Origin of the sequence: Desulfohalovibrio reitneri, from assembly GCF_000711295.1 — a bacterium.
Taxonomy (GTDB): domain Bacteria; phylum Desulfobacterota; class Desulfovibrionia; order Desulfovibrionales; family Desulfovibrionaceae; genus Desulfohalovibrio; species Desulfohalovibrio reitneri.
This window is the reverse complement of record NZ_JOMJ01000003.1, coordinates 186,184-201,252: the sequence shown is the minus strand read 5'-3', so window position 1 is coordinate 201,252 and position 15,069 is coordinate 186,184. Positions and strand designations below refer to the sequence as shown.

General features: G+C 67.2%; 13 protein-coding genes. 7 read left to right on the top strand and 6 right to left on the bottom strand.

Features of this window, described 5'->3' with window-relative positions; genetic code table 11:
- Positions 1-3: 3 nt before the first annotated feature.
- The 7 genes from N911_RS17270 to N911_RS16440 all read left to right on the top strand — a co-directional run bounded on the left by N911_RS17270 (position 4) and on the right by N911_RS16440 (position 8,910).
- Complete coding sequence (locus N911_RS17270) at positions 4-1,653, top strand: GNVR domain-containing protein (RefSeq protein WP_051693797.1); 1,650 nt, start codon at positions 4-6, stop codon at positions 1,651-1,653.
- Between the two features lie 360 nt (positions 1,654-2,013).
- Positions 2,014-2,646, top strand: coding sequence for a nucleoside-diphosphate sugar epimerase/dehydratase (locus N911_RS18695; protein WP_051693796.1), 633 nt, complete (start codon positions 2,014-2,016; stop codon positions 2,644-2,646).
- Positions 2,570-6,127: an exopolysaccharide biosynthesis polyprenyl glycosylphosphotransferase gene (locus tag N911_RS17260; protein WP_237559860.1), complete on the top strand. Its 3,558-nt coding sequence runs from the start codon at positions 2,570-2,572 to the stop codon at positions 6,125-6,127. Before N911_RS18695 ends, N911_RS17260 begins: the two co-directional genes overlap by 77 nt.
- Entirely contained in the window at positions 6,124-6,924 is an 801-nt protein-coding gene (locus tag N911_RS0101210; protein WP_029893580.1) for an MATE family efflux transporter, read from the top strand. The genes N911_RS17260 and N911_RS0101210 overlap by 4 nt, the downstream gene beginning before the upstream one ends.
- A gap of 44 nt (positions 6,925-6,968) precedes the next feature.
- A complete protein-coding gene (locus N911_RS18395; protein ID WP_161781585.1) occupies positions 6,969-7,376 on the top strand; it encodes a hypothetical protein in 408 nt (135 codons plus the stop codon).
- The gene (locus N911_RS0101205) at positions 7,261-8,535 is read left to right on the top strand and encodes a right-handed parallel beta-helix repeat-containing protein (RefSeq protein WP_029893578.1); all 1,275 of its coding nucleotides are present in this window, start codon (positions 7,261-7,263) and stop codon (positions 8,533-8,535) included. The genes N911_RS18395 and N911_RS0101205 overlap by 116 nt, the downstream gene beginning before the upstream one ends.
- Positions 8,536-8,553: 18 nt before the next feature.
- Positions 8,554-8,910 carry an Hpt domain-containing protein gene (locus tag N911_RS16440; protein ID WP_035104187.1) on the top strand — a complete coding sequence of 119 codons (357 nt, stop codon included), beginning with the start codon at positions 8,554-8,556 and terminating at the stop codon, positions 8,908-8,910.
- A 91-nt stretch (positions 8,911-9,001) separates the two neighbouring features.
- Here the strand turns inward: N911_RS16440 and N911_RS0101195 are convergent, their stop codons facing one another.
- The 6 genes from N911_RS0101195 to N911_RS0101170 form a co-directional block, all read right to left on the bottom strand.
- Positions 9,002-9,895 (bottom strand): tetratricopeptide repeat protein, encoded by an 894-nt coding sequence (locus N911_RS0101195; protein ID WP_029893576.1) that lies wholly within the window; start codon positions 9,893-9,895, stop codon positions 9,002-9,004.
- 119 nt (positions 9,896-10,014) lie between these two features.
- Positions 10,015-10,743, bottom strand: a complete 729-nt coding sequence (locus tag N911_RS0101190) for an ABC transporter ATP-binding protein (RefSeq protein ID WP_029893575.1) — start codon at positions 10,741-10,743, stop codon at positions 10,015-10,017.
- A 2-nt stretch (positions 10,744-10,745) separates the two neighbouring features.
- Positions 10,746-11,969 carry an ABC transporter permease subunit gene (locus N911_RS0101185; RefSeq protein ID WP_029893574.1) on the bottom strand — a complete coding sequence of 408 codons (1,224 nt, stop codon included), beginning with the start codon at positions 11,967-11,969 and terminating at the stop codon, positions 10,746-10,748.
- The gene (locus N911_RS0101180; RefSeq protein ID WP_029893573.1) at positions 11,953-12,870 is read right to left on the bottom strand and encodes a branched-chain amino acid ABC transporter permease; all 918 of its coding nucleotides are present in this window, start codon (positions 12,868-12,870) and stop codon (positions 11,953-11,955) included. Before N911_RS0101180 ends, N911_RS0101185 begins: the two co-directional genes overlap by 17 nt.
- 111 nt (positions 12,871-12,981) lie before the next feature.
- Positions 12,982-14,154 carry a branched-chain amino acid ABC transporter substrate-binding protein gene (locus N911_RS0101175; RefSeq protein ID WP_029893572.1) on the bottom strand — a complete coding sequence of 391 codons (1,173 nt, stop codon included), beginning with the start codon at positions 14,152-14,154 and terminating at the stop codon, positions 12,982-12,984.
- Between the two features lie 53 nt (positions 14,155-14,207).
- Positions 14,208-14,963, bottom strand: a complete 756-nt coding sequence (locus tag N911_RS0101170; RefSeq protein WP_029893571.1) for an ABC transporter ATP-binding protein — start codon at positions 14,961-14,963, stop codon at positions 14,208-14,210.
- Positions 14,964-15,069 lie beyond the last annotated feature (106 nt).

The following is a 15,069-nucleotide window of genomic DNA, read 5'->3' as shown; positions in this document are numbered from 1 at the left end:
GAGGTGCTGCGCGACCCAGAGGTGACGGTGGTGGGCCGCGACCTGAAGGGCCAGCGAATCTTCGTCACCGGGGAGGTCAACGCTCCCGGGCCGATGGAGCTGGACGGCCCCATGAGCGCCCTGGAGGCGGTCATGTTCGCCGGGGGCTTCGACACCTACACGGCCGAGCCGGACCCCGGACAGCTGGAGGAGCGGGCGGTGAAGGCCTTTCTGGAGTCTCTGCGAGTCGATGTCTCCTCGGAATCCAACATCATCACCGTGGGCTACCAAGCCTATTCCCCCAGGATGTCCCGGCGTGTCCTGGCCACGGTGCTGGACCTCTTTCTGGACAAGCATATCCAGGTCCACCGCAGTTCCGAGTCCCTTTCCTTCTTCCAGGAGCAGAAGGCCACCCTGGAGGCCATGTTGGAGGAAGACGAAAACCGCCTCAACCAGCTGAAGAAGCGGGCCGGGACGGGGTCGCTCGCCGATGAGCAGACCATCGTCATGAACCGCATCAACCAACTCACGCGCGAAATCGAGACCACGGAGAACAACCTAGCCTCGGCCGAAGCCAAGATACTGACCTTCGAGGCGGCGCTTAGGGACATGCCCAGGCGCATCCTGTCCAGCAAGACCACCGGCATGCGCAACGTCACGGCGGAGCGGCTCACGGAGCAGCTCATGGACCTCAAGCTCCAGGAGCAAAAGCTCCTGGCCCGCTACCGCGAGGACGCCCTGCCCGTGCAGAGCGTGCGCGAGGAGATCGCCCGCGCCGAGGAGATGCTTGCGGGGCAGGAACGGCCCCGCACGGAGAACACCGAGTCGGTCAACGACGTCCACCAGCGCATCCTCTCCTCCCTGCTCATGGAGGATGCCGACCGCAAGGCCCGGTCGGCCATGCTGGTCTCCCTCAAGGAGCAACGCAAGGAGGCCAGGGGCGAACTGGAACGGCTTATCGACCTGGAGAACGACATCTCGCGCCTGGAGCGGCAGCTCAAGCTGCACCAGGAAAACTATTTCAAGTACGCGGATAAGACGGAACAGGCCCGCATCAACCGCGCGCTGGAGACGGAGCGCATCTCCAACATCTCCATCGTGCAGTCGCCCATCCAGCCTATCAAGCCGACCAAGCCGCGCCGCGCCCTGAACATCGTGCTGGGCTTCTTCCTGGCCCTGTTCGGCTCCCTGGGCTTCGCCTTCGCCGCCGAGTACCTGGACCAGACCTTCAAGCGCCCCGAGGGGGTGGAGGAAACCCTGCAGGTGCCCGTCTTCGCCTCGGTGCCGGAAACCGGCAAGAGCATGCCCGTGGGCGCGGAGGCCACCAAGCGGACCCTGGACCACTTCAAGACGCTGCGCGACGGCATCTGCTTCTCCGGCATGTGCAATGGCGGCGGCAACAGCCTGGTGGTCACGGGCTGCCACAAAGGCGAAGGGGCCACCTCCACCGCCCTGAACCTGGGGCGGGTGCTGGCCGCGGGCGAAGACCAGAAAGCCCTGGTGGTGGACGCCAATCGCGCGACCCCGGCGTGCATCAGGCCATGGGCATCGACCTCTCGCCGGGATTCGTGGACCTGCTGCTGGGCTCCAACGGCGATCCCGGCCGCCGCATCCGCGAAACCGGCATCCCCGGCCTGTACGTCCTCCCGGCCGGGGCCGTGCGGGAGGAGGTGACCATGCTCACCGAATCCAAGCTCCTGGAGTCCAAGCATTTCGACAAGCTCCTGGAGGAGTGGCTGCAAACCTACGACTACGTGATATTCGACACCGCCCCGGCCGCGGCCAACTCCTCCACAGCCGGGCTGGCGGCCAAGTCCAACGGCGTGGTCTGGGTCATCCGTTCGGAGACGGTGCGCAAGCAGGTCTGCCTCTACGTCAAGGATCTCTTCAACCAGGTCGGCGCCAAAGTGCTGGGCTGCGTCTACAACCGCCGCCGCTTCCACGTGCCCAGGCGGCTGTACCGCAGGCTGTAGCCCGGCAGGCGCGAGGGCGAAGCATGCCAGCCGCCGGAAATACGTCTGACTGGAGTTCGCCGTGGTCCTGACGCGCCGCTATGCCCTGTGGGGGCTGCGCGTCCTGGAAGGCGCGGCGGTGGTCGCCGCCCAGGCGGTGGCCGCCCTGGCCGCCACCGCGGGGCCGGCAGCGGTACTGCCCGGCCTCTTTCGCCCGGATTTACCGGGAGCGCTTGGCCTGCTGCTCTTCGCCGCGCTGTGGAGCGGCCTCTACGACGTCTTTTCCCTGTACCGCTACGCCGCCCTCTTCCGTGTTGAGGACAACCTGGCGCGCCTGCTCCTGGCCACCCTCTGCGGCGCCCTGACGGTCACCGCCCTGGCGGCCGTCTTCCATGTGCGTGGCGTGGGCGCGGTCTTTCTGTCGGTCTTCTGGGCATCCGCCTGCGGGCAGAGCCTGCTGGCCAGGCTCTGCGCCAGGCGTTGGCTGCGCGGCCGCCGGGGCGAGGGACTCAAGCGGCGCGTGCTCATCGCGGGCACCAACGAACGCGCCCTGGAATTCGCCCGGAACATCCAGTCCAAGCCGAAGGGCTACCGGCTGGCGGGCTTCGTGGACAACATCTGCCACCTCGACGACTCCCTTGAGCTGCGCGACTGCGGGGTGGTCTGCGACTTCGCCTCCCTGCCCGGACTACCTGCGCTCCAACGTGGTGGATGAAGTGGCCATCTGCCTGCCCATGAAGTCCCTGTACGACACCGCCTCCGAGATCGTCTCAGCATGCGAGGAGCAGGGAGTGGACGCGGTGCTGCACGCCCATCTCTTCGACCTCGGTGATCCCCGGCAGCCCCGGCGCAACTTCCGCCCCGACCTGGTGACGACCGTTTTTTCCTCCTCCCTCGGGGAGGCCTCCATGGCGGTCAAGCGGCTGCTGGACATCGGGCTGTCCGGTTTGGCCCTGGTGCTGCTCTCCCCGCTGCTGCTGGCCGTGGCCGCGCTGGTGAAGCTGGAGCGCCCCTCGGGGCACTGCCTCTTCCGGCAGAAGCGTGTGGGCTACAACAAGCGGCTCTTCACCTGCTACAAGTTCCGCACAATGACCCCGGACGCGGAGAAGCGTCAGGCCGAACTGGAGGAGCGCAACATTTCCGGCGGCTCCACCTTCAAGGTGCCGGACGACCCGCGAGTGACCCGCCTGGGCAGGGTGCTCCGCAAGTCCTCCCTGGACGAGCTGCCGCAGCTGTTCAACGTGCTGCGCGGCGACATGAGCCTTGTCGGCCCCCGGCCCCTGCCGGTGCGCGACGTGGAGCGGTTCAAGGAGGACTGGCCGCGCCGCCGCTTTTCCGTGAAGCCGGGCATCACCTGCCTGCGGCAGATCAGGGGGCGCAACCGCATCGGCTTCGAGCGATGGATGGAACTGGACATGGAGTACATCGACAACTGGTCGCTGTGGCTGGACCTGAAGATCCTGGTCCTGACCATCCCGGCCGTGCTCCGCTCCGAGGGGCCTAATAGGATGACCCCGGAAATCAGCTTCGCCGTCGTCACCCACAACAACGCGGACACCGTCCGCGCCTGCCTGGAGTCCGCCCTGGACTGCGGCCTGGACTGCGAGGCGCTGGTGGTGGACAACGGCTCCACCGACGGCACGGCAGAGGTGGTGCGCCGCGACATCCCCGGGGCCCGGCTTCTCGAAGCGGGAGCCAACCTGGGTTTCGCCAGGGGCATGAACCTGGCCCTGGCACACGCCCGGGGCGAGCTGTTCTTCCCCCTGAACCCGGACGCCGCCCTCGCGCCGGGGTCGGCCCGGCTGCTGCGCGACGCCCTGCTGGCCGATCCCGGGGCCGGAGGCGCCTCCCCTCTGCTGGTGGACGAGGACGGCCGCCCCTACCCCGTCTCCCTGCGCCCCTTTCCCTCTCCCGGACGGGCCGCGCTGCGCTGGTTCGGCCTGAAATCCCTGCTGCGCGGCCCCCCGCGCCTCGACCCGGCCGGTCCCCCACGCGCCGTGGACTGCCTCACCGGCGCGGCCATGCTCCTGCCCAAGGAGGTTTGGCTGGAGCTGGGCGGGCTGGACGAGACCCTGCCCATGTACCTGGAGGACATGGACCTCAGTCGGCGGCTGAAGCGTTCCGGCCGCACGCGGCTGCTGGTGCCCCGGGCCAGGGCGGCGCACGTCGGCCGCGTGAGCGCGGCCTCCTCGCCCCGACTGCGGGAGCTAATGCAGGCCGAGGACGGGCAGGCTCCCTGGCTCTTTCTGCGCCGCTACCGGGGCCGCGCCGCCGCGGCCGCCTTCACCTGGGCTGTGGGCGCGGGGTGTTTGCTGCGATCCCTTTTCTGCCTGCTGGCCGGTCCCCGCGCGCCCCGCGCCGCTTGCGCCCGCGCCAGGGCGCTGCTGGCCTGGAGCCTGAAAAACAAGGACCGCTTCGGCCAGCGCTTCCGCGCCCTGTTCGACGACGCCCGTGTCCCGGCGCGCACTTCGAGGAACCGGGGGAGAGGGCTGATGCGCGTCTCCCTGCTGATCCACAACCTCGACCGGGCCGACGCCCTGGACCGCTGCCTGGGTTCCCTCTTGGCCCAGGACCACCGCCCGCTGGAGGTCGTCGTGGCCGACGCGGGCTCCACTGACGGCTCCCTGGAGATCATCGAGTCCTGGCTGCCGCGCTTCCACGGGGCGGGCATCGGGGCCGTCCTGCACCGGGTGGAGCCCGCCGGGGTGGCCGCCTCGCGCAACCATCTGGCCTCCCTGGCCACGGGCGAGGCCCTCTTCTTTCTGGACAACGACGCCCTGACCGACCCCGGCGCGGCCCGCACCGCCGCCTCCATGCTGCGGGCCGATTCCTCCCTGGCCGTGCTCTCCTTCAAGGTGCTGCTGCGTGACACCGACGGCATGGACCCCACGGCATGGGTTTTCCGCTGCGACCCCGATGCCTGGGCTAATCGCGAGTTCGAGACGTGCACCTTCGCGGGAACCGCCTTCTGCGCGCGGGCCGAGGACTTCCGCGCCGTGGGCGGATTCTGGGAGGAGCTGGTCTACTCACGCGAAGAGGAGGAAGCCGCTCTGGCACTCATGGACCGGGGCCGCACGCTGCGCTTCACCCCGCGCATCCGGGCCCGCCATTTCCCCCACCCCTCGGGCCGGGCCTCCTGGGAAAAGCGGCGGCGCATGGAACTGGAAAACGGCCTGCTCATCTACCTGCGCCGCCTGCCCCGCCCGTCCGGACACCTGCTGGGCGCGGCCCGGCTTGTCTCCATGTCCGCCCACATGCTGCTGCGCCGCGAAGGGGGACTGCCCGGCCTGTGGGCCCGCGTCCCCGCCGCCCTGGCACGCTGGCGACGCATGGGCCGCCCGCGCCGTCCGGTGGGTTGGGCCACCCTGGCCCGTTTCCTGCGGCTAAGCCTGCGCCCCAAGCCAGTCGAACCGCCGCGCGAACCGTTTTCGCCCCGCCGGGTAAACGTGTTGGGCGCGCCCTTCGACACCCTGGATTTCGAGGAAACCGTCCTGCGGCTGCGCCACGCCATGAACACGGGCCGCCGCCTGCGGGTGGCCACCGGCTCGGTGGACTTCGTGATGAAGGCCCGCCGCCTGCCCGCATTCCGCCGCAGCCTGTGGAGCGCGGACCTCAACACCGTGGACGGGGTGCCCATCCTCTGGGCCGCCTGGCTGTTGGGCTGGAGGCTGCCCGGACGGGTCAACGGCACGGACCTGGTCTGGCGGCTGGCGGCCGTCTCGGCCGAGACAGGGCAGGGTGTGGCCCTGGTGGGCGGGAAATACGAGAACACCCTGCGCGCCGCCGAGGAGCTGCGCCGTGCCCACCCGGGTGCCGTGGTGCATGCCCTTCACACGCCGCACCCCCTTACCGCTGACGACGCGCGCGACCTGGCCCGGCGTGTGCGCGGGACCGGCGCATCCGCCGTGCTGGTGGCCCTGGGCGCGCCCCGGCAGGAGTACTGGCTGCGCGACCACCTGGCGGCCAGCGGCTGCGCCGTGGGCATCGGCGTTGGCGGGGCCTTCGACATCATTTCCGGCCGCACACCCCGCGCCCCGCGCCTCATGCGAGACAACGGCTTCGAGTGGCTGTGGCGGGTGAAGCAGGAGCCCCTGCGGCTGGGCCGCCGCTACTTCATCAAGGACATGCCCTTTGTGGGGCTGGTTCTTCTGGAAAAGCTGCGCCGCATGCTGTACGATGAAGGGGGCGGGGCGTGAGACCGGCCGCCGCCGTCGATCCCCTGCGGCTGGCCGGGCTGGCCGGATTCCTGCTCGCCTTCGGGGCGATGACCTACGTGGCCACCCAGATGGGCGTGGTGGCCCGCTACACCGGCCCCTTCCAGATCGCGGACAACCTCATGGTGCTGCCTTCCACCCTCTCGGCCACCCTCTTTCCCGCAGTAAGCTCCCTGCGCGGCGGACGGGACCGCGCCTCCCTGCACGCCCTCACCGCCTCGGCCCTCAAGGGGCTGGGGCGGTGCATAGGGCTCATCGTCATCGGCCTCACCGCCGCGGGCAACGAGGTGGTTCTGGTCTTTCTGGGGACGGACTACCTTGGCGCGCCCGTGGACGTTTTCCGCCTGCTGTGCCTGGGTTTTCTCATCAACGCCCTGGCCTTCGTGCCCTACTCCATCGTGCAGGGCGTGGGGCGTCCGGACCTGGTCGCCAAGTGCCACGTGGCGGAACTGCCCCTGCATCTGGGAGCGCTGGCCCTGGTCGCGCCCTGGCTTTCCATTCACGGCGTGGCCCTGGCCTGGGTGCTGCGCGTCGGGCTGGACGCCGGGCTGCTGTTTTATTTCAGCAGGCGGCTGGAAGGCTTCTCCTTTCGCGAGACCGCCCGACTTGGCGGGCGGCGGACCGGTCTGCTGCTCGGCGCGGGGCTGGCCTGCGCCTGGGCGCTTTCCTCCTGGCCGGATATTGGCGCGGCCGCGCGAGTGGCGCTGGCCGCCGCACTGGTGCTGGCCTGCGCCGCGGCTGCCTTGGCTTGGTGCCTGACCCCGGACGAACGCGGCTAGGTCCGCGCCTTTGTGCGGGAGCGCGGCCGCACCGGGAGGGAGGCATGAGGCTCCGCCTTGTCCTCCTGCTGGTCGCCCTGCTGCTGGCCCTGCCCGCCTCGGCCCAGGCGCGGGATTTTTTTGTGGACAGCCGGGAGGGCTCCGACCTGGGGCCGGGCACCCGGGAGAAGCCCTGGCGCAGCTTGGCGCGCGTCTCCCGGGCGCTGCTTCAACCCGGCGACCGGGTGCTTTTCCGGCGGAACCGAATCTTTCGCGGCACGCTGCGCCCCGGTTCATCCGGCACGGCCGAGCTACCCATCGTCTACTCCGCCTACGGCCGGGGGGGGGGGGGGGGAGATGCCCAGCCTGCGCGCCACCCGCTCCCTGAACGATCCCTGGGACTGGGTGCGCGACGGCGAGGAGTTGTGGCACGCTCCTGGAATCGCCGGGAACCCCGGCCCGGCGGCGCTTGACGGCTGCGCGGGGCGGGAGCGTCCTTCCCCGGACTCCCTGGAGCGCACAGGCGATTACCACCTCGACGCCTCGCGGGCGCGGCTCTACATGCGCTGCCCGGTCAATCCGGCCGAGCGCGGCGCGGAAGTGGCGGAAGAGGATTTCGTCATCGGTCCGGTGGAGGCCGACCACCTCGTTTTCAGCGGCCTGGACCTGCGCCTGGCCCGGACCACCGTGTTTCAGGGCTGGGGAGGCCTCGGGCTGGTTCTGCGAAACTGCCGCCTGCTGTTCGCCCGGGACAATCTGGTGCAGCACAACAATCACGGCGGCGGCCTGCGCCTGACTGGCTGCCTGCTGGCGGAATGGAACCTGGGCAACAAGCGCGCCTACGCCGTGCAGGCCATCGACCGCAGCGGGCCGGTGGACATCGAGATCTGCCGTTTCGAGGCCGTGCGTTCCGGCGGGGGCGATGACCACACCGACGTGATGAACGACGACCGGGGCTGGGTGCGCACGGTGCGCGGCTGCGCCTTTCTGGGACGCGGCGGTAATCTGGCCGACGAGGGCGTGGTTCTGTGGCGGCTGCACACCGGGGCGGACGAAGCTGTGGTGGCAAGCAACCTCTTCATCGGCCTGGGCGGCTCGGCCGTGGAGGTGCAGGAGCCCGGGTTCCGCGGCGCGCGGCCGCGCATTCAAGTGCGCGGCAACCGCATCGAGGGCGCCGTTCTGCGGGGCGACCTGGACAAGGAGGCGTTGCGGGTGCGCGGCGTGGAAAAGGGCGTTGAGGTGACGGTCATCGGCAACGTGATCCGTGATACGCCCCCGAGCGGAAACGAGCACAACGGGGTTGAACTGCGTTCCTCCACCGGCGTCGCCATCCGGGGCAACCGCGTCTCCGGCGCCCACCATGGGCTCCGCCTGGCGGGTGACACAGAGGGAGTGGTGGTGGAGGACAACGTGCTGACCGGCAATCGCGGGTACGGGCTGTCCGCCTTCCCCGGCTCGGACGCCAAACTGCGCGGCAACCGTTTTTCCGGCAACCGCCGGGGAAGGATCAACGGCATCGCGCGGGGCGTGGTAGCGGAACCGGCCCGCCCGGAAACCCCGGAGGCGGCTCCCAAACCTCCGCGAACACCGGCGCTTCCCGATTGTCTCGCCGCCGGCGATCAGCTACCTTGAACGAACGGAGGCCGTTCCATGCATGAGGCGGACGATCGCAGGATACTCGACACGGAACTTTCCCTGCGGCGATTGGAGGGTGAGCGGGAGTTTCTGGCCGAGCTGTACCGCATGTTCCTCGAGGACTCGGTGCAGCGAAGACGCACGCTGGAGGAAGCGCTGTCCAGGGGGGAATACCAGGACGCGGCCAAGGCCGCGCACTCCCTCAAGGGGATGTGCGGCACCATCAATGCCCCCGCCCTCATGGAGCTTGCCCTGGAGATGGAGAAGGCCTGCCGCGGCGAGGACGACGACCGCATCGAGGCGTTGCGCGGCCCGTTGCGGAAACTCTTGGACGAAGTGCTGGGACGTATCGAGGCCTTTCTGGCCACCTGATCCGGCGGCCGTCCAGCTTCGGAAACGCCGTTTCCAACGCGGCTCGTGGAATGAATACCGGGCATCGCCCGGTGGCAAGCTCGACTGGCCTTCAGCCGCTGTTTTCTTCCGAGGCTCCGGCCACGGCTTCCGCGCCGTTTTCCGCCTCCAGCGGGGCTTCCGAGCCTTCCCCGCCCTGGTCGATGGCGGCCAGAAACTTGGCCGCCTCCTCATTGTCCGGGTCCAGCTTCAAGGTCATGCAAGCCGTTTTGCGAGCCTGCTGCGGCTTGCCCCACTCCCAGAACAGGCGGGTCATGTTGATGTAGATGTTGGGGTGGTGGCCAAAGACACTGATGGCCTGCTTGAACAGTTCCAGCGCCTTTTCGTACTCCTTGAGGAAGCGGTAGGAGTTGATGGCCAGCTTGTAGGCGCGCATCTCCTGGGGGTTCTTCTTGACCGCCTCCAGGGCGTAGGTCAGCACGCTCTCGTATTGGCGCGCCTTGTAGAACTTCTCGGCCACGTCCATGAGCACGTAGGAGTCGCCGTCGCTCTCCTCCAGCAGTTTGCGCACCATGCCCGAGGCCTGCATCTGGTCGCCCTTGAGCAGATACTCCTCCATCTTTTCCAGCAGCGCCTTTCGGCGGCGCTCCGCCTCCCGCGCCTCCTCGTCGTCCTCCCCGCCACCGTTCTTCATGTCCTCCAGGATGGAGCGCAGTACCGTGGCCAGACGCTGGTAGGCGTCGCGCTCGGCCCCCTTTTTGTACTCCAGGGGCTGATCCAGGTAGGGGTGCAGTTCCGGGAAGGCGTTGAGCCCGGTCATGAGCTCGCCAAGGCTGTATTCGATCTCGATGCGGTCGGGCCCCATGATCTGGCGGCCGGAGGTCAGCTGCAGTTTGATGGCGGACAGCAACTCGGCCATGCACTTCACGGCCTGATGCTTGTTCATCAGGGCCTTGGCCTTGCCGATGTGCGTCTTTATGTCCTTGGCGGGATTGTTCAGCGGCATGCGCACGTCCGTGCTGGTTGGCTACTGCTTCATCCAGCCAATACCAGTTTGCCCCGACATTGCAAGGGGTTTAGGACGGGCGACCTCTGAATACGGATTCAGCGGAATGCTTGTCGCTGCTATTCGCCCAGGTAGGCCTTGCGTATCTCCGGGTTGTCCATCAGCTTGTCCGCTTGGTCCTCCATGACCACGCGCCCTGTCTCCAGCACGTAGCCCCGGTGGGCCAACTGCAGCGCCAGGTTGGCGTTCTGCTCCACCAGGAGGATGGTCACGCCCTGCTCGCGGTTGATGGTCTCCACGATGGAGAATATCTGTTTGACGATGAGAGGGGCCAGCCCCAGGGAGGGCTCGTCCAGCAGAAGCAGCTTGGGGCGGGACATGAGCGCCCGCCCCAGGGCCAGCATCTGCTGCTCGCCGCCGGAGAGCGTGCCGCCCGCCTGCCGCCGACGCTCCTTGAGCACGGGAAAATAGTCGAAGACCATGTCCATGTCGTTGGCCACGTCCGTCTTGTCCCGGCGGAAGTAGGCCCCCATCTCCAGGTTCTCGAACACGGAAAGACGCGGGAAGATGCGCCGCCCCTCGGGCACCTGGCACAGCCCCATCATGGGCAGTTTGTCCGCGCTCACGGCGGTGATGTCCCGCCCCTTGTAGTGGACCGACCCTTCCGTGGTGGGTACCACATTGCAGATGGTCATCAGGGTTGTGGACTTGCCCGCGCCGTTGGCGCCTATCATGGTCACGATCTCTCCCTGGCGGATGACCAGGGAAATGGAGTGCAGGGCCTGGATGCGGCTGTAGTGGGCGCTGACATTGTCCAGCTTGAGTATGGGCTCGGCGGAGACGTCCATATCTACTCTGCCTCCTCGCCGCGCTTGCCCATGCGCTTGGCCGGAATGAGGCCCGCCGGACGCACCACCATCATCAGGGTCATGGCCCCGCCGAAAGCCAGCATGCGGTACAGCTCGAACTCGCGGAATATCTCAGGCAAGGCGATGAGGGCCAGCGCGCCCAGAATGACGCCCGGAATCGACCCCAGCCCGCCCAGCACCACCATGGCCAGCACCAGGGCCGACTCCAGGAAAGTGAAGGATTCCGGCGAGACAAAGCGCATGCGGGCGGAAAAAAAGGCGCCCGCCAGCCCACCGAAGACCGCGCCGGAAGCGTAGGCCATGAGCTTGAGGGTGAAGGTGTTCACCCCCATGAGCTCGGCCGCGGTCTCGTCCTCGCGGATGGCCTCCCAGGCCCGGCCGATGCGGGAGAAGTTCAGCCGCCGCACGGCGATGATGGTGAAGATGGCCAGGGCCAGGATGACGTAATAAATGTGGTCCAGCTGTTTGAGCCAGAGGTGCTCCAGGGTGAAGCCGTCGGCGAAGTCGGGCAGCCAGATTCCGGGCGCGTTGATTCCCAGGATGCCGTTGGGGCCGTTGGTCAGGCTCATCCAGTTGTTGAGCAGGATGCGGATGATCTCGCCGAAGCCCAGTGTGACGATGGCCAAGTAGTCGCCGCGCATGCGCAGCGTGGGGTAGCCGATAATGCACCCGGCGATGGCCGCCAGCACCGCCGCCACGGGAAGGCTCAGCCAGAAGGGGATGGCGAAGTGCACGCTGAGCAGGGCGTAGGTGTAGGCACCCACCCCGTAGAAGGCGATGTAGCCCAGGTCCAGCAGGCCGCACAGGCCGATGACGATGTTCAACCCCAGCCCCAGGCAAATGTAGATGAGCACGTTGACGGCCACGTCCTGGGCGTAGCGCTCGGTCCACATGGGGTAGGACAGGGCGAAGCCGATGAGCACCGCCAGCCACAGCCAGCGCGGGGCCATGGCGTAGACCCGCGCCCCTTTCTCGCGCACCCGCTCCAAGGGGGTGGTGACGAACTCCAGCGCGCCGGACTTGTTGAGCTGGTAGACGAGCATGACGGCCACGGCCACCGAGGAAACGTAGCCCCAGACCTCGAAGGTCTCGGCGAAGGTGAGCGAGCCGTCGGGGTGGATGCCGAGCAGGGGCCACAGCAGGACGAAGAACCAGCCCAGGCCCAGCAGGAAGAGCAGCCAGCTCCGCTTAGACCCGAGTGTCATCGACGTTCTCTCCCATGATTCCGGTGGGCATGAAGTACAGCACGGCGATGAGGATGATGAAGGCGAATACGTCCTTGTACTCGCCGCCGTGGGGCACGTAGGCTGCGGCCATGATCTCCACCATGCCGATGATGAAGCCGCCGATCATGGCGCCGGTGATGTTGCCGATGCCGCCCAGCACGGCCGCGGCGAAGGCCTTGATGCCGGGCACGAAGCCCATGTCGTAGCGCACGGAGCCGTAGTACAGGCCGACCATGATGCCGGCGGCCGCGGCCAGCCCAGCTCCGATGGCGAAGGTCATGGAGATGACCCGGTTGGAATTGATCCCGGCCAGGGAGGCCATGACCTTGTCCTGGGCCGTGGCCCGCATGGCCTTGCCGATGCGAGTCTTGAAAACCAGGGCGTTGAGCCCGAAGAGCAGCGAGGCGGTGACGCCGAGGATGATGATCTGCATCACGGAGACGCGAACCCCGCCCAGCATGACGGCGCCGGAGACCAGCTCGGTGGGGTATGCCTTGTCGTACACGCCCTGGGTGAGCATCAGCCCGTTCTGAAGGAAGATGGACATGCCCAGGGCGGAGAGGAGCACCGCCAGACGCGAGGAGTGGCGCAGGGGCTTGTAGGCCACTTTCTCCACGGCCATGGCCAGAAGCGCGCAGTAGCCCATGGTCAGCGCCAGCGACAACCCCAGGCAAAGCCAGGGGTGGGTCTGCATGAAGCCCTGCCCCGCCAGCCAGGAAAGGATGATGACGCCCATGTACCCGCCCGCGGCGAAGAACTCGCCGTGGGCGAAGTTGATGAGCTGGATGATGCCGTAGACCATGGTGTAGCCCAGGGCGATGAGGGCGTAGACCCCGCCCAGGGTGATCCCGTTGATGAACTGCTGAATGAAAAAATCCATGGTCGCTTCCGCAAGAGATGAGTGGTCCCCGTGCCCGCCCGAGGGCGGGTGCCTCCCCCGCTGGTTGTCATGAGCGGCGGCCCGCTCGGGGCCGCCGCCATGTGGTTTGAGCTAGTAGGTCTCGCCGGTGGCCGGGTTCCAGTAGTTGGCGAACTTGCCGTCCTGCACCTGGCGGATGATGTAGTTGGAGCCGGAGTCGCCGTTCTCCTTGAAGGAGATGTGCTTGGTGGCGCCCTGGAAGTCCATGCCCAGGATGGCCTCGCGCAGGGCCTGCGGATCGGTGGACCCGGCCTGCTCGATGGCCTTGAGCAGCACGGTGGCGGAGTCGTAGGCGTAGCCGGAGTAGGCCCCGGGCTCGCCGTACTCGGCGTAGGCTTCCTTGAATTCCTTGTAGGCCTCGGTGGACTCGTCGATGTAGCCGAAGGTCAGGTAGACGCCGTTGGCCGCGTCCTTGGCAATCTCGATGAGTTGCGGGTGGTAGACCGCGTCCTGGGCCACGATGTCCGCGCCTATGTCCATGCGGTCGGCCTGGATGAGCATGAGGGCGCCGGTGGAGGAATTCTGCAGGGACATGTAGAAGACGTCGGGTTGGACGTCCTTGATCTTGGTCAGCACCGCGGAGAAGTCCTTGTCGCCCTGGTTGACGTGGTCGTGCTCAATGACCTCAAGCCCCTGCTCCTTGGCGAGCCGCTCAACGTTGTCGGCCAGGCCCTGGGAATAGGTGGTCTTGTCGTCCACGATGTAGAGGGTCTTGGCGTCCAGGAAGTCCTGCATGAACTGCACGGCCACCACGGCTTGGTCGTCGTCGCGGCCGCACACGCGCCACATGTTCTGCAGGCCGCGCTCGGTGACGTTCTCGTTGGTGGAGGCCGGAGTCAGCATGGGAATGCCCGCCTCGGCCACGATGACCTCGGAAGCGGGGATGGTGGAGCTGGAACAGTAGGCGCCGACAACGCCCTTGACTTTCTCGTTGACCAGCTTGTTGGCCGCTGCCACAGCCTGCTTGGGGTCGCAGGCGCTGTCTTGGGGTAGGAATTCGATCTCGGAGTATCCGGGAATACCGCCCTGCTCCTCGACCACGGAAATGGCCGCACGCACGCCGTTGGCGATGTCGTTGCCGTCCGCCGCGTAGGGCCCGGTGAGCGGGCTGAGGCTGCCGATCTTCAGCGGCTGGGCCTCCTGTTCGGCGGTCCCGCCCTCGTCCGTGGGCTCGTCCGAACTGCAGCCGATGGCGCCGCCGAGCACCAGTGCCAAGGCGGCGAAGCAAAGAATCCATTTCCTCATGACGTTTCCTCCCGTGTGAAAGTCCATCTCGGGTTAAGGCAACCAGGCCGGGTTCACTGCCCCAGATACGCCTGGATGACACGCTGATCGCGCTGCACCTCCTCGGGGCGGCCCTGGCAGATCAGGTCGCCGTGGTCCAGCACGGCCACGCGGTGGCTGATGCCCATGACCACCTTCATGTCGTGCTCCACCATGAGCACGTTCACGCCTGTTTCGGCGATGCGTTGAATGATGTCCATGAGCTGGCGGCTCTCGGCGGGGTTGAGTCCCGCCGCGGGTTCGTCCAACAGGATGGTCTTGGGCTGGCTGCCCAGGGCCCGGGCGATCTCCAGCCGCCTCTGCAGCCCGTATGGCAGGTTGCGCGCCACCTCATGGGCCTTATCGTCCATGCCCACGAAATCCAGCGCCTCCAGGGCGCGCTGGCTGATGTGCTCCTCCTCCTCGCGCTGGGAGCGGTTGCGCAGAACAGCCGAGAACACTCCGCTTTGGGTGCGGCAGTGCTGGGCAACCATGACGTTCTCCAGAGCGGTCATGGCCGTGAAGAGGCGGATGTTCTGAAAGGTGCGGGCGATGCCGCTGGAAAGGACCTGGTGGGGTCGTTTACCCAGGATGGAAACGCCGTCGTACTCAACCTTTCCCGAATAGACCTTGTAGACGCCGGTGATGACGTTGAAAATGGTGGTCTTGCCGGCGCCGTTGGGGCCGATGAGCCCCATTATCTCCCCTTCCCGCAGATCGAAGGAGACATCGGCCAGGGCCTGCAGGCCCCCGAACCGAACGCACACGTCTGTCAGCTTGAGATGCGCCATAGCGTCCGTTAGCTACTATGAAAAGCGGCGCTGAATCAAGAACAAAGATTTCACGTAATTGTCAGTAAAATCCAGACGTGGAGTTGCATTTTTCGCGAGATTGCAT